The organism is Gimesia aquarii (assembly GCF_007748195.1).
In the GTDB taxonomy this organism is placed as follows: domain Bacteria; phylum Planctomycetota; class Planctomycetia; order Planctomycetales; family Planctomycetaceae; genus Gimesia; species Gimesia aquarii.
This window is the reverse complement of record NZ_CP037920.1, coordinates 5,826,454-5,840,099: the sequence shown is the minus strand read 5'-3', so window position 1 is coordinate 5,840,099 and position 13,646 is coordinate 5,826,454. Positions and strand designations below refer to the sequence as shown.

Genomic DNA, 13,646 nt, shown 5'->3' with positions numbered 1-13,646 from the left:
GGAAACAGTAATTAGCAAAAATCATGGGAATGAAGCATTGGGTTGGAAGAATCTCACCACTATGTCATGTTAGTGGACACTATGAGCACAATGGTAACCCAAAAGTGATTAAGTAATCAATATTACAGGCTTGGTTATTACAGTAGATCCCTGAATTCAGGTTTCGCAATGTCTAGTGGGCCGACTCAGAATTCTGAGGATAGTTCTGTCTGGCATGCTAATTGTAGTTGTGATAAGAGACTCAGGTAATCTGAATGCCAGACCTGTTCAGACCAGATTTCCAGATCAAAAAAACCATCATAGCCGGCGTGGTCAATGGCTTCGATGAGATCAAAATTGGAAAAAGACTGTTGAGGTGTCTTACCAGGGGTAAAACCAGAAATTTGAACTGCTGTAATCATAGGTATAATTTCAGAAACCAGATCTTGCACATTATTTTCATGACAAATTTGAGTGGAGTCGATCGCAATTCCAACAGCGGGATGATTGCAAGCTTCAATAGTCTCTAGAACTGAATCTAAGGAATTAAGGAACGTCCAATTTTTCCCAAGGGATAATGGCATTGATTTTAATGCTAGCTTGGTACCATGCAAAGCAGCGACATCTCCTAATTGTTTGAGCGCGTCAATCGTCAATTGTTTCGCATGATTTCGAGTGTGTCCTGCACGTGGACCACTCACTACTTGGACAGCTGCTGCATTTACCTGACCACCAAATTTGATTATTTCGATGGCATCTGAAATTGCTTCTTTAAAAGAATATTCATTACCACCAGTAAATCCACCGGCAAGAGAAATGGTCGAGACTTTCAATTTTGAATCAATGATTAGCTCGGCAGCTAGATCGGGTTCCACATCCAGTATTTTCCGATTCCATAGACCAATGGCCGGGATTCCAGTAGAACATAAACCTAGTAGACTTTCTTTTAGCGACCAGTGATAGGTTGTAATTTGATGAACTGAAATCCGATCAAAAAGGGAAATTGAATGATTGGTATTTTGACATTCAATAGAGGATGTTGGAGAAGAGAACGAATTGACTTTACGCTGTGAGAGAAGCTCTTTAGTCACTCGGTCACCTGTAGTCTTGAGAGGAGATCAGGTATATATTTTCAATCAGATTCTATAAATCTAATTGTCAATAACGATAAGTTGATAGTTTGGAAAATAATCTATGAGTTTTTACTATCTAATTTCCTGCAAGTATTTGTCAGGGTATCATAAGAAACTCTAAAAAAATTTCCATAGTAAAAAAATCAAACAGAGTTATTTACTACAGTCCAATATTGCTTTTCAATCGAGAAAGTCAACCGACATTGATAAGCGTTTTAATGAGTTCAAAAAAACTTTCATTTTGCGTGTTGTATAGTTAAGCATTTTCTAAAACAAAAAAGTAGCAATTTTGATGAATTGTTATACATGCGCAATCTTAAAACAGGAGAAAATTAAGTTTGGGAGGAATCATGGATGGCTAGCAGGTAAATCAACCGGACCACAAACGTAACTATAAAAGTGGAACTTTTATTTTGTTAAACAGTATGATACTGAAATGAGCAGGAAAATTCTTTCCTGCTCATTCGGGTGCGAATGGCTAAAAAGCGAGAAACACCTTAATAAGATAGCAATTCAAAAGCATTGACGTTGATTTCATCATGCAGATCGAAATGACTCTTTGAGAAACACCTCTTTTGATTTATGAATTGCTTCTTAACACAAACTAACTGGAAATAATTTGTGTTTTTGGGTCATCAGAGACATTGACCCAGACATGCACATGCGGAGCGCCTCGGTAATGCCAAACAAAGGCAGGTCCTTCAAGTCGCCAATTGTCCCAAACTTGATCATTACCGATATCACCGGATTGATAAAAAGAAATTCGACATTGATCCAGGCCACCCTGTTTTTTGATACATTTTCGAACTTCACTTTGATCAGAAGTTCTGAAAGGTTCGATTAACGAACTGAGAACTTTTTGCATCTCCTGTTTTTGATCGCGGGTCATATCAGCAATCTTTAATCCGGTGATCTTATCGGCTGATTTTTTGAATTGAACTTTGGTTTCACGTGGTGCCTGGGGAATTAAGGCGACCTTACGTTGTTTGCCATCGAGAATTTTATAGACGTGATTGGCTTTTAATGCTTGTTCCCAGAAAACGTTTCCGGGATGGTTGGCTGTTTCATTAAAACCACTTGCTGCATGACCATAGAAAATGGGGCCACCAAAGGCAAGATGTTCTGCACTGTCTCCATCACAGCGCACTGTAGTATGACGACCGGTCATTACAAACTGGAATTGATCAGTGCCAGGAGTTCCAAAAATAGCAATCGATTGCTCTTCACCATAGCCTCCTTGGTCATCCTGAAGTTGTTTGCGAATTTTCTTATGCCAACTGGGATCAAAGTGACCGAAGAAAATTGCTTCAATCATTTCTTGCTGATCTTTGGTGAAGAAATTACTGTTTACAGTCGGATCAGTAATATTCCAGTTTGCCTGAATGTGTTTTCGCAGTAGTCCATGTTTGTCTTTGTGATCCCAACCAAAACAAACTTTAGATTTTTGTTCTGGTTTCAAGCTTTCATAAAGTTTTTTGACTAGCGGTTCAGGAGTTGACTGAGCAGTGTTCTCTGGCTGTCCTGCTGTCAATAGTCTGTCAGTGCCGAGAAGGTGTGTGCCAGCCAGGGCAGCACCCATTGTTCTCACAAAATGACGTCGTGAGATCTGCTGAGAATTAGAACTGAGAGTTTGCAGGGAAGAGAGAGAGTTAAATTCCATGAGAACACCAATCTTTTTTGTACTGTGTTAATGGGAGGTGCCGTTTGGCAGATAGATTTAGTTTATCAACCACCTGACTTAGTCGTCAAATAAAATCACTATGATCGATATGGCTTTAGTCTCATGGTAGATGAGGTTCCTTGACTATCGGATCAGGCATAATTCACGGGAATAATGTGGATTAATGCTTGGTAACCCACCTGGGTTTTTGATAGAGAGTGATGTGTTCTTTTGTATATTTTATGTGGATTGGACATTTATGAATTCTCATGGAACCAGATACGGACATAATTGAATGTTGATGAGTTTAAGTTTAGAATACTTGGCTCTCTTATCTACATTTCCACAATCGATTTCTTTTAACAGTCTAGTCGGGCAAAAAAAAGCGTGCTGAATTTTCATCGTCGAATTTGGGATCATATACGACAGAAATCTGTCTACGTGAATCAAATTGAAATAAAGAATCGATTTTCTTTGTTACTCTTGATGGGCGGAGTGGCCTGTTTTGTTTTGGGAGTGTCGCCTGCTATTTCACAAGAAGTTGCGCCTTCAGGAAAGCCGAGCCCTTCCCAAAATTCTGGGAAAACAACAACAACGAAAAAAATTCCTGGGCCTGAAAAGTTATTAAATGGTGGGAATTTCTGGGACCACTGGAAATATGTCAGCGAGGAGGACAAAGAGGCTAAAGCCAATCGAAATGTTACCTGGAAAGTGGTCAGTGGTGGCAAAGATCAACCGAGTATTTTGATCTGTTCTGGTAAGCCTTACGGTTATATCCGTACGCAAAAATCGTATGAAAATTTTCGTTTCAGCATGGAGTGGATGTATCCCAACGACCCTAATGCAAATAGTGGAATTTTATTATTTACCTCCGGACCTGATAAAGTCTGGCCTAAAGCATTTCAGGTACAGTTGCATCGACCAGAGGCTGGTAATGTTTTCCCTACTCCAGGCAGTGGAGCCAAATCTGCGAATGGACTTTCACCCGCAACTCCCTTGGATTTACCAGTTGGAAAATGGCATAAGTGCGTCTTGACGTGTCGGAAAGGCACGATTTCCGTCATGATCAATGGGGTAAAACTGGGAGAAGTCACTGGTTGTGAGCCGAGTAAAGGTGCAATTGCTCTCCAAAGTGAAGGGTCTGAAATTCATTTTCGGAATCTGATTGTGGAAATGCTAAATCCAGAACCAGTTGTCCCTCCAAAATCAACAGTCTCAAAGCCAGAGACTACACCGAAATCAAATTGAATTCTGTTTTCTTATTTTTTGGGATGACGCAATACTAAAGTAGGGCAAGGGGCATGTCTGAGTACGCGCTCAGCGACAGAACCTAAAGCCAATCGGGCGATACCTGTATAACCATGTGAGGGAATGACAATCAGTTCGATTTCGTTTTCTTTGGCAAAGTCTGCTAATTTGATGCCCGGATCACCAACCAGTGTTTTGAACGCAACTCCTGTAATTTGATGTTTTGCGAATTCTTCTTTTGCATGTTTTTCGACATGTTCTGTACGCTTTTCATCTGTCAGACCGCCGAAGAGAACGCCTGGAGAGACCATATCTAAAGGAACCATTACATGCACTGCAGTTACATTCGCAGGGTCTTCTGAAATTTGAATGGCCTTTGTGACTGCTTCCAGAGAGCTTTCAGAAAAATCGACAGGAACAAGGATTTTTTTTCCAGTAAAGTAGCCCATGATATAGTGCTTTCATAACGGAGAAGATATCAACAAGTAGCTGGTTGGCTCGATTGTATGAAATTACAAAGGCAGTCAACAATGGTAATCTCTTTTGTATTTCAATCAGCTTTTCTGATTATCGAATTCGCCAGATTTGTAGCGTTTCCAATAGTCATCCAATTCTCTTTTTACCTGGTTAGAAAGTAAAAGCACACCTAAGATATTCGGGAATGCCATTCCCAGAATCATCAAGTCGCCAAAGTCTAATACATTGGTTGCGGAAACAATTGAACCAAGTACAACAAATACGAGGAAGAGAATACGATAGGATAGCGAAGCTGATCGACTGTCACCAAAGAGAAAAGCCCAACAGCGCTCCCCATAGTAAGACCAGGAAATCATTGTCGAATAAGCGAATAAAATAACAGATACTGATAGTACATACTGAAAATAGGGGATCTGCGAGTTCATCGCTTCTGAAGTCAATGCTGCGCCATTATTGTTCTTAATCAGGTCAGCATACTGGGGATCATTATAGGCGCCTGTGATGATCATCACGAGAGCTGTCATGGTGCAGATTACAATCGTATCAACAAATGGTCCCAGCGAAGCAACGATTCCTTCTCTTACAGGATAATGTGTTTTTGCTGCCGAGTGAGCGATTGCTGCAGAACCAACACCGGCTTCATTTGAAAAGGCAGCACGTTTAAATCCAAGTATTAATACACCTAAAAAGCCGCCGTAGAGGGCATCCTTGTCAAATGCGCCATCGATGATCGCTGTAAAAGAATCGGGGATTTTTCCAACATTAATTATCAGGATTGCCAGGCAGGCCAAGACATAGATACCACACATAATGGGTACGACTTTTTCGGTTGTACGTGCAATACTACGGATGCCGCCGATGATGACAATACCCACAAAAAATGCCATGAGCAGACCATAGACCCAACTGTAGTCTTTAAGGATCGGGATTGTTTCGGTGACGGCCCCCAGTGATTGTTTGACTTGAAATGAGTTTCCACCTGCCAGCGAGCCTCCGATACACAGTATGGCAAAGAAAACCGCTAAGAACTTTCCCAATCCGTTGGCTACAGGATTAGAAGGAAACTGATCTTTTAAGCCCTCTGAGAGATAACACATTGGTCCGCCCATTACGCGCCCATCTGGACTGATACGGCGATAAATTTGTGCCAAAGTACATTCCGCAAATTTGGACGTCATGCCTAACAGGCCTGCCAGCATCATCCAGAACATAGCACCCGGACCTCCAGTACCGATGGCGATGGCGACACCTGCAATATTACCTAATCCAACAGTTGCGGAAAGGGCTGCAGTTAAGGCTTGAAAATGAGTAACTTCCCCTTCGTCTTCTGGATTATCATATTTTCCGAGAACTAATAAAATGGCATGTTTGAAAGCTCGAATATTAATAAAATTCATGCGAAATGTGAAATAGGTCGCACCGATGATGAGCCATAATACGGCCAGAGGGAATCCCTCCTTCTTTTGAAATTGTTCTAATGTAAACGGAACAGGATAAAAGAAAACACCTGCAACAATTCCATTGAACTGTCCAAATACATCATCAATCTTTTTCTCGATACGTGCAAATCCTTTCGGTTCCGATTTTTCGATTTCGTTTTCTGCTTTTTGAACCGTTTGATGCTCCTCTGGAGAATTCTGCGAGGCTTCCAATGTAGAATGAACTGGGTTTAGGACCAGAAACACGAGAATTACTGCCAATCCCGAACGAAGTAGCAATGTGACGGGTTTGTGTTGCCGGTCGAAATTCATAAAAGTGGATTCCTATTCGCAGGTAACAGTTCCAGTGATAAAAGATCAAATCAAATCTAATTCTTCAGATATAGACCAAAGCGAAAGAAACTCTCATGTGTTACAGAATTTCTTAAAAAATGTGATCTGAACCAGTTTGTTTTTAATTTTGAAATTGAGATAAGCATCTTTCCCTGAATCTAAGCTCAGAGAAAAGATTGATACAATTGTTGTATGAGACTATCAAATAAAGGTTTACGTTCCAAGGTGATTCTTTAAAAAGTCCCGCAAATCTACTTGGCTTATGAAACTGAATCTCAATCATTGATTTTTGACAATATTGGTTGTCAAAAATAATAAATATGCCTAGGATACTGCTGTAGAGAGTATTCAGTCGAAGATTGGGCTTGGACTTTGATTTGCATTGTACCAAATCCCATATTTCGAAATGCACAAATGTGTCTGTTTTTAAACGGTAGAAAACAAACCATGCGAGTTTCCATTGACGAAAATGATCGTAGTTTTTTGCTGGGTCTGAATCAGCTAAAGTCTGCGACTATTCAAGAAATTTGTGAGCAAGAAGGTGTAACTGCTACAGCTGTTCGCCAACGTCTCGTCCGTTTACAAGGCTTGGATTTAATCGCGCGCAATCAGGTAAAGGAAGGGCGTGGACGTCCTCATTATGTTTATTCCGTGACGAGTCTGGGAATGCGACTTTTGGGTGACAACTACGCTGAGTTGGCTAATATCCTTTGGGAAGAACTTAAAGGCATTGATGACGAAGACCTGCGATGCCGACTGGCTAATCGGATTCAGACTGCTTTGGTGCAACAGTATAGTAGGAGTGTTGATGCCACTTCATTGCAAGGACGAATGGAGCAGTTGAAACAAGCTTTGCAGGAACGTGGTTTTGTAGTTGAGATTGATCAAACTGGCCCACTCCCTATTTTACGGGAGCATAATTGCCCCTATCACGATATCGCTAGTGGAGACTCATCTATTTGTGAACTGGAGCAACGGGTTTTTGAGCGGGTTCTAGGGACGAAAATGAATCTCGCAGAATGTTGTTTGGACGGTCATCATTGTTGTGAATTTGAAGCACAAATCAGCTAAGTTAGATAAATTGAACTAAATTTATGTTTCTGGATTTATTTAAAATTCTGAATAAATAGGACAAGTATTAAAAATGAGTTTGTTGAAAATTTCCGATCTGCATGTATCCGTTGGTGACACGCCTATTTTAAAAGGAGTGGACCTTGAAATTAATCAGGGTGAAATCCATGCTTTAATGGGCCCCAATGGTTCCGGAAAAAGCACACTAGCATACGCCATGGCGGGGCATCCCCGTTACGAGATCACACAGGGGAAAATCGAGATTGAGGGAACCGATATCTCAGAACTTGATCCTAATGAGCGTGCTCGATTGGGGCTATTTTTGGCATTCCAATATCCTGTTGTGATCCCTGGTGTCAAGGTTGCTGATTTTCTGCGGCATGCTATTTCTAATGTTCGGAATCCAGATCGTAAAGAGGGGGAAAAGCTCATACCTATGCGTGAATTTCGTAAAGAGTTACGAGACAGGATGAGCGAATTGGGTATGGATCCAGAAATGGCACGTCGTTATTTGAATGATGGCTTTTCTGGTGGTGAAAAGAAACGTATGGAAATTCTACAGCTTGCAATGTTAAAACCAAAATTTGCTGTACTTGATGAAACTGACAGTGGATTGGATAGTGATGCCGTCAAAGTGGTCAGCGAAGGCCTTAGCCGGTTATCCGGACCTGAAATGGGAGTCTTAATCATTACCCACCATGAGCGATTGCTAGAGTTCAATCAGCCGCAATTCACACATGTGATGTTAGCAGGCAGAGTCGTCGAGACGGGAGATGCTCAGTTGGCGGCAGAGCTGCATGAGCATGGTTATTCCAGCGTTCGCGAACGTCACCCCGAAGCGGCTGCAGAAGAAGTTGTAGAAGCGGTATAACTTATATTTTTTGAAATACTGATTCTGAACAGAATCAGTGATACTAAATGAATAAACCTGTTCAATTTAAAAAAAGACAATCCCGCAATTAGGGGTAGTTTTAATAAATTTCTGGAGAAATTCAAATGGCAACGAAGCTGGATACGAATTCTGAAAATGAAAACCCCGATATCGGTGAGTATCAATATGGATTTCACGATCCTACTGACAAATATGTGTTTACCGGTGAAAAAGGTTTAAATGCCAACATTGTCGCTCAAATCTCCGAGATGAAAAATGAACCAACTTGGATGCGGGATTTTCGTTTGAGGTCATACGAAATCTTCGAGCAAAAACCAACTCCTCAATGGGGTGGGAATCTGAACGATATCAATTATCAGGATATCCACTACTTTGTTCGAGCGTCAGAAGGGCAGGAACGAAGTTGGGACGATGTGCCTGATGACATTCGAAAAACTTATGATCGTTTGGGGATCCCTGAAGCAGAGAAGAAGTTTCTTGCTGGAGTCAAAGCTCAATATGAATCTGAGGTTGTCTATGGTAGCTTACAGGAAGATCTGGCGAAGCAGGGAGTCATTTTTACTGACACTGATTCTGCTTTAAAGGATCATCCAGATCTCTTTAAAGAATATTTTGGGACAATCATTCCTCCGGATGATAATAAATATGCTGCCTTGAATTCGGCTGTCTGGTCGGGTGGCTCATTTGTGTATGTCCCTCCCGGAGTGAATATTGAATTTCCTCTTCAGGCATATTTCCGAATCAATTCGGAAAATATGGGACAGTTTGAACGTACCCTGGTGATTGTAGATGAAGGGGCTTCCTGCCATTATGTTGAAGGCTGTACGGCACCCACTTACAGTTCTAATAGTCTGCATTCAGCCGTTGTCGAGATCATGGTGAAGAAAGGCGGGCGGTTCCGTTATACCACAATTCAGAACTGGTCGAATAATGTCTATAATCTTGTGACGAAGCGGGCCTTTGCCTATGAAGATGCACTCATGGAGTGGGTTGATGGTAATCTGGGTTCCCAGTTAACGATGAAGTATCCTGGAATCTTCCTGATGGGAGAAGGGGCACGAGGAGAGACTCTGTCGATTGCCTTTGCCGGTGATGGGCAGCATCAGGATGCAGGTGCTAAAATGGTTCACTGTGCCCCTAACACCTCGAGCCGTATTATTTCCAAGAGTATTTCAAAAGATGGTGGAAGATCCAGCTATCGTGGGTTGGTTAAAGTCGATCCTGAAGCTCATGGATGCAAATCGAACGTTGTCTGTGATGCACTCTTATTGGATCCGGCAAGCCGTAGCGATACTTATCCCTATATTGAAATCGAAGATAACGATGTTGCGATCGAACACGAAGCCAGTGTTTCCAAAATTGGAGAGGAACAGTTGTTTTATCTCATGAGCCGTGGTCTCACAGAAGCAGAGGCTTCTTCAATGATCGTCACAGGCTTTATTGAGCCATTAGTGAAAGAGCTGCCGATGGAATACGCGGTTGAGATGAATCGGCTGATCGAATTGCAAATGGAAGGCTCGATTGGTTAATAGCGACAAGTTAAGTTGCTGACTTACTACAAAAGCTAACTTTAAACAGATATTACAAGTGAAAGTAGAATACTTTCAAATTGTTAATCTAACTGCAAGATATTGAAGGCATAATAGAAATAGTTATGAGTACTTCTTCGATTAATACATCTGCTGAGATCCCAGCCGGGTTTGGTGAAGCAGCCTTTGAAGCCTTTCTGACGACTCGTGATGAACCAGACTGGGTGACTCAATTACGGCGACAGGCTTTCAAGCGATATTGTGAGCTTTTGGAATCGGAATTGGATCCTGAAGAATGGCGTCGAGTCGATTTACGAGCACTGCGTCCAGATCGTTTTCAGCTAAGTGCTGGATCAGAAATCACAAAAGACTCGGCAGAGACTTTACTAAAAGGTCAAGCTGAATTTGCAGGACACGTCACTCACATTGATGGTCAACTGGCTTCTACTGAATTGGTGCCGGAATTGGCAGAGAAAGGAGTCATCTTTGGTGATCTGAGTATGGTTGCCAAAGAGCATAGCGAGCTGATTCAAAAACACTTTATGACGAAAGCTGTTTGTAGTGAGACAGATCGTTTTTCAGCCTGGCATGCCGCATTCTGGACTGGTGGTACTGTCTTGTATGTGCCGCGCAATGTTGTCATCGAGACTCCCTTACACAGTTTGATTTCTCTTCAGGCAGAGAAAACCGCTGATTTTAGTCATACACTCATTATTCTGGAGGAGGGTGCTTCAGCTACATTACTAGAGGAGACTGCTTCTGCCACGGAAGAAAATCTGGGGCTCCATGTTGGGGCCGTCGAATTGATCCTGGCCAAAGAAGCACGATTGCGGTATGTTCAATTACAGAATTGGAATGATAAAGTTTGGCATATTGCGCATCAGGCAGGCCGAGTGGAGAATAATGGTTTTCTTCAATGGACAGTCGGAGGGATTGGTGCCAAATTGGCCCATATTCATCAGGATGTAGTACTAGATGGTCGTGGCTCAGAAGCTGAGGTGAATGGTGTGACCTTTGCTACAGATAAGCAAATTCACTCATTCTACACGCAACAAGCTCACAATGCGCCAGAAACGCGTTCAGATTTATTGTACAAGCAGGTTTTACGTGACCATTCCCGTGCGATTTGGCGGGGAATGATTCGTGTTGAACCAGAAGGTCAGCAGACAAACGGGTATCAGCGTAATGATTCCTTAATGCTATCTCCCACCTGCCGTACCGATGCCATTCCGGGCTTAGAGATTGAAGCCGATGATGTACGTTGTACTCATGGTGCAACTGCAGGCCGTGTTGATGAAGAACAAATCTTCTATTGTATGACACGTGGCATGTCAGAGTATGAAGCCATGCACATGATTGTAGAGGGATTCTTCCAAACTGTATTTGATCGGATTCCGGTTGAGGTGGTGCGTGAGACGCTAAATCAGGCAATTATTAAAAAATTAGGATTTGGACGGTAATATTTTGCCGTCATTAGACAATAATAGTAAGTGATATGCCTGATTTTGAAGAAATTGCATCCACCGATGAATTCGGTTCTCTTGATCGGTTGGAGGTATTTGTAGATGATGTACCTGTACTGCTTATTCGCTTAAATGATCAGTACTTAGCAATAGAAGATGTGTGTACCCATGACGGTCAGCCTTTAACTGCTGGTTGTATTGAGAATGGGGAAATTGTTTGTCCCCGTCACGGTGCTCGCTTTGATTTACTTACAGGGAAAGCTCTCTGTATGCCTGCCACCAAGCCGATTCAGACTTTTGAGATCGAAGTAAGAGATTCAAAAATCTTTGCACGTCCTAGAGATTAATTGTTAAATCTGAGATTTTTATAGATATTCATACGAATTTATTCACTTCTTGTGGAAGTTCATTATTTAGCTATTATTAATTTATACTGTGTCTATGTGTTGTAAGGGGTAAACTATGTCAGATGAAATAAGCAATGTCTCTGAGGGAAATAGTGAAGAAGGACAATTACCAGTATTTTCTGCGGTGAAGGGTGTCGGAGGGGAAGATGCATTAGTTGATGCCCTGAAGCAGGTAATTGATCCCGAGCTCAACATCAATATCGTTGATTTGGGGTTGGTTTATGAAATTCAGAGAGCAGAAGAAAACAGTTCGAAAGTCTCTGTTTGTATGACATTAACGAGCCCTGCCTGTCCAGCCGGTCCTCAAATTATTCAACAGGCGAAAATGGCGTTAGAGCGTCTCGATGATGTAGACGAGGTGAGCATTCAACTAACCATGACACCTCCTTGGTCACCGGATTTAATGACAGATGATGCGCGCGATGAATTGGGGATTTTTTAAAATCCCCTGATCCTGGCTGATCGTAGGCCATGCCGAAAATGGGAGTTCGTTTTAACTCATTTTTTCGATTAAGAGTTGACGAACCATTTTCGGATCTGCCCCTTTGATTTCACGCATGACCTGGCCAATCAGTGCGCCCACCGCAGCTTGTTTTCCACTCTGAAAATCAGCTACTGCTTTTGCATTTTTATCAACGACCGCTTGAATGATGGTATCAAGTTCGCCCGTATCAGAGACAAGTCCCAGCCCTTTTTCTTGAACAATTTGCTGTATTTGTTCAGCTCGGGGAGCATCTTTTGAATTGTTAAGTAGCTCCTGGAATACGATGCGGGCACTATTATTCGTAATTTCATTGGCTTTGACTTTTTGCAGGATTGCGGAGAGAACATCTGGTTTAATTGGAAACTCTGCGATTTCTAGTTCCCGTTCTTTTAACTCACGTAGCACATCCTGTGTGATCCAGTTGGAGGCCTGTTTGCCATTTTGAGAACTTTCGGCAACGGCTTCAAAATAGTCAGCAAAATCAATTCCCTGGTCAATAATGACTGCTGCATCATAGGCAGAGAGTTGATAGCGTTCTTCAAGGCGGGCTCTGCGCTCGGCCGGGCGTTCGCATAGTTTTTCTAAGATACGTTCGCGATCTGCGTCGGTGACTTTGACAGGTGCCAGGTCCGGATCGGGAAAATAGCGGTAGTCTGCTGCATCTTCTTTTCCCCGTTGTTCCAAAGTGATACCGCGATCTGCATCCCAGCCGCGAGTCTCTTTAGGGACTTCTTTCAGACTGAGTCCCGTTTCCTGCCACGCTTTCCATTGTCTTTGTATTTCGTATTCTATTGCCTGCTCTACGCCTCGAAAGCTATTCAGATTTTTGATTTCCACAATCGGAGTTGGTATGGATTCACCAGTCTCTTGATGGACATGGAGATTTACATTGGCGTCACAGCGAAGGCTCCCTTCCTGCATATTACAGTCAGAAACGTCGATATAAGTTAGTAACAGTTTTAACTCTTCCAGATAGGTACGAGCTTCCTGAGCTGATCGTAAATCTGGTTCGGAAACAATCTCTACTAAAGGCGTCCCACAACGGTTCAGGTCAACCTTGCTATCTTGTCCCCGTCCTGATTCATCATGGCTGTTTTTGCCGGCATCTTCTTCGAGATGAGCCCGGATGATCCCGATTTTTTTCTTCTCACGAGTTTCAGGATTAATTTCGATTTCCAGCCAACCATTCTGACTCATGGGGAGATCATATTGGCTGATTTGGTATGCCTTGGGAAGATCAGGATAGTAGTATTGTTTACGGTCCCATTTTGTAAAAGAAGGAATCTCACAATTAATGGCCAATCCTGTCTTCACGCCTAATTGAAATGCTTCTTGATTTAATACAGGCAGTGCACCAGGTAAACCCAGACAGACGGGACAGGTCTGTGTATTTGGTTGATCCGGGTTGAATTTTGTAGAACAGCCACAGAAGAGTTTAGTGTTGGTCTGTAACTGCACGTGGACTTCAAGACCGATGATGACCGTATAGTCCATTATGTCACGCTACCCTTTATTTCAATGTTCTAGATTC

Annotated in this window: 12 protein-coding genes; 7 read left to right on the top strand and 5 right to left on the bottom strand. The window is 42.3% G+C overall.

Translation table 11 applies throughout. The features are described 5' to 3' along the window. Positions 1-185: 185 nt before the first annotated feature. Positions 186-1,070, bottom strand: coding sequence for a sugar phosphate isomerase/epimerase family protein (locus V144x_RS22280; RefSeq protein WP_144988316.1), 885 nt, complete (start codon positions 1,068-1,070; stop codon positions 186-188). Positions 1,071-1,716: 646 nt separating this feature from the next. Continuing rightward, complete coding sequence (locus V144x_RS22275; RefSeq protein ID WP_144988314.1) at positions 1,717-2,772, bottom strand: DUF3500 domain-containing protein; 1,056 nt, start codon at positions 2,770-2,772, stop codon at positions 1,717-1,719. Positions 2,773-3,213: 441 nt separating this feature from the next. Here V144x_RS22275 and V144x_RS22270 point away from each other — a divergent pair, with 441 nt between their 5' ends. After that, positions 3,214-4,020 (top strand): 3-keto-disaccharide hydrolase, encoded by an 807-nt coding sequence (locus V144x_RS22270; RefSeq protein WP_144988312.1) that lies wholly within the window; start codon positions 3,214-3,216, stop codon positions 4,018-4,020. A gap of 11 nt (positions 4,021-4,031) precedes the next feature. Here the strand turns inward: V144x_RS22270 and V144x_RS22265 are convergent, their stop codons facing one another. Both V144x_RS22265 and V144x_RS22260 read right to left on the bottom strand, forming a co-directional pair. Continuing rightward, a complete protein-coding gene (locus tag V144x_RS22265) occupies positions 4,032-4,469 on the bottom strand; it encodes a universal stress protein (RefSeq protein ID WP_144988310.1) in 438 nt (145 codons plus the stop codon). 105 nt (positions 4,470-4,574) lie between these two features. Beyond that, positions 4,575-6,248 (bottom strand): alanine/glycine:cation symporter family protein, encoded by a 1,674-nt coding sequence (locus V144x_RS22260; RefSeq protein ID WP_232102605.1) that lies wholly within the window; start codon positions 6,246-6,248, stop codon positions 4,575-4,577. A gap of 468 nt (positions 6,249-6,716) precedes the next feature. On the opposite strand from V144x_RS22260, the gene V144x_RS22255 reads away from it, so the two are divergent. From V144x_RS22255 to V144x_RS22230, 6 genes are all read left to right on the top strand, one after another. Then, complete coding sequence (locus V144x_RS22255) at positions 6,717-7,340, top strand: helix-turn-helix transcriptional regulator (RefSeq protein ID WP_144988308.1); 624 nt, start codon at positions 6,717-6,719, stop codon at positions 7,338-7,340. Positions 7,341-7,413: 73 nt separating this feature from the next. Next, positions 7,414-8,211 carry a Fe-S cluster assembly ATPase SufC gene (gene sufC, locus V144x_RS22250; RefSeq protein ID WP_144988306.1) on the top strand — a complete coding sequence of 266 codons (798 nt, stop codon included), beginning with the start codon at positions 7,414-7,416 and terminating at the stop codon, positions 8,209-8,211. A 125-nt stretch (positions 8,212-8,336) separates the two neighbouring features. Continuing rightward, the gene (sufB, locus tag V144x_RS22245; protein WP_144988304.1) at positions 8,337-9,761 is read left to right on the top strand and encodes a Fe-S cluster assembly protein SufB; all 1,425 of its coding nucleotides are present in this window, start codon (positions 8,337-8,339) and stop codon (positions 9,759-9,761) included. A 125-nt stretch (positions 9,762-9,886) separates the two neighbouring features. Next, on the top strand, positions 9,887-11,221 hold the full coding sequence (gene sufD / locus V144x_RS22240) for a Fe-S cluster assembly protein SufD (RefSeq protein ID WP_144988302.1): 1,335 nt from the start codon (positions 9,887-9,889) through the stop codon (positions 11,219-11,221). Positions 11,222-11,256: 35 nt separating this feature from the next. After that, positions 11,257-11,571, top strand: coding sequence for a Rieske (2Fe-2S) protein (locus V144x_RS22235; protein ID WP_144988300.1), 315 nt, complete (start codon positions 11,257-11,259; stop codon positions 11,569-11,571). Positions 11,572-11,686: 115 nt separating this feature from the next. Beyond that, a complete protein-coding gene (locus V144x_RS22230; protein WP_144988298.1) occupies positions 11,687-12,073 on the top strand; it encodes a metal-sulfur cluster assembly factor in 387 nt (128 codons plus the stop codon). A gap of 51 nt (positions 12,074-12,124) precedes the next feature. Here the strand turns inward: V144x_RS22230 and gatB are convergent, their stop codons facing one another. Then, complete coding sequence (gene gatB, locus V144x_RS22225) at positions 12,125-13,609, bottom strand: Asp-tRNA(Asn)/Glu-tRNA(Gln) amidotransferase subunit GatB (RefSeq protein WP_144988296.1); 1,485 nt, start codon at positions 13,607-13,609, stop codon at positions 12,125-12,127. Between the last annotated feature and the right edge of the window lie 37 nt (positions 13,610-13,646).

What these genes read in the sequence shown, in the direction of transcription:
- V144x_RS22275 (WP_144988314.1), bottom strand. Translation starts at nt 2,772, where the DNA reads ATGGAATTTAACTCTCTCTCTTCCCTGCAAACTCTCAGTTCTAATTCT.
- V144x_RS22265 (WP_144988310.1), bottom strand. Translation starts at nt 4,469, where the DNA reads ATGGGCTACTTTACTGGAAAAAAAATCCTTGTTCCTGTCGATTTTTCT.
- V144x_RS22260 (WP_232102605.1), bottom strand. Translation starts at nt 6,248, where the DNA reads ATGAATTTCGACCGGCAACACAAACCCGTCACATTGCTACTTCGTTCG.
- V144x_RS22255 (WP_144988308.1), top strand. Translation starts at nt 6,717, where the DNA reads ATGCGAGTTTCCATTGACGAAAATGATCGTAGTTTTTTGCTGGGTCTG.
- sufC (WP_144988306.1), top strand. Translation starts at nt 7,414, where the DNA reads ATGAGTTTGTTGAAAATTTCCGATCTGCATGTATCCGTTGGTGACACG.
- sufB (WP_144988304.1), top strand. Translation starts at nt 8,337, where the DNA reads ATGGCAACGAAGCTGGATACGAATTCTGAAAATGAAAACCCCGATATC.
- sufD (WP_144988302.1), top strand. Translation starts at nt 9,887, where the DNA reads ATGAGTACTTCTTCGATTAATACATCTGCTGAGATCCCAGCCGGGTTT.
- V144x_RS22235 (WP_144988300.1), top strand. Translation starts at nt 11,257, where the DNA reads ATGCCTGATTTTGAAGAAATTGCATCCACCGATGAATTCGGTTCTCTT.
- V144x_RS22230 (WP_144988298.1), top strand. Translation starts at nt 11,687, where the DNA reads ATGTCAGATGAAATAAGCAATGTCTCTGAGGGAAATAGTGAAGAAGGA.
- gatB (WP_144988296.1), bottom strand. Translation starts at nt 13,609, where the DNA reads ATGGACTATACGGTCATCATCGGTCTTGAAGTCCACGTGCAGTTACAG.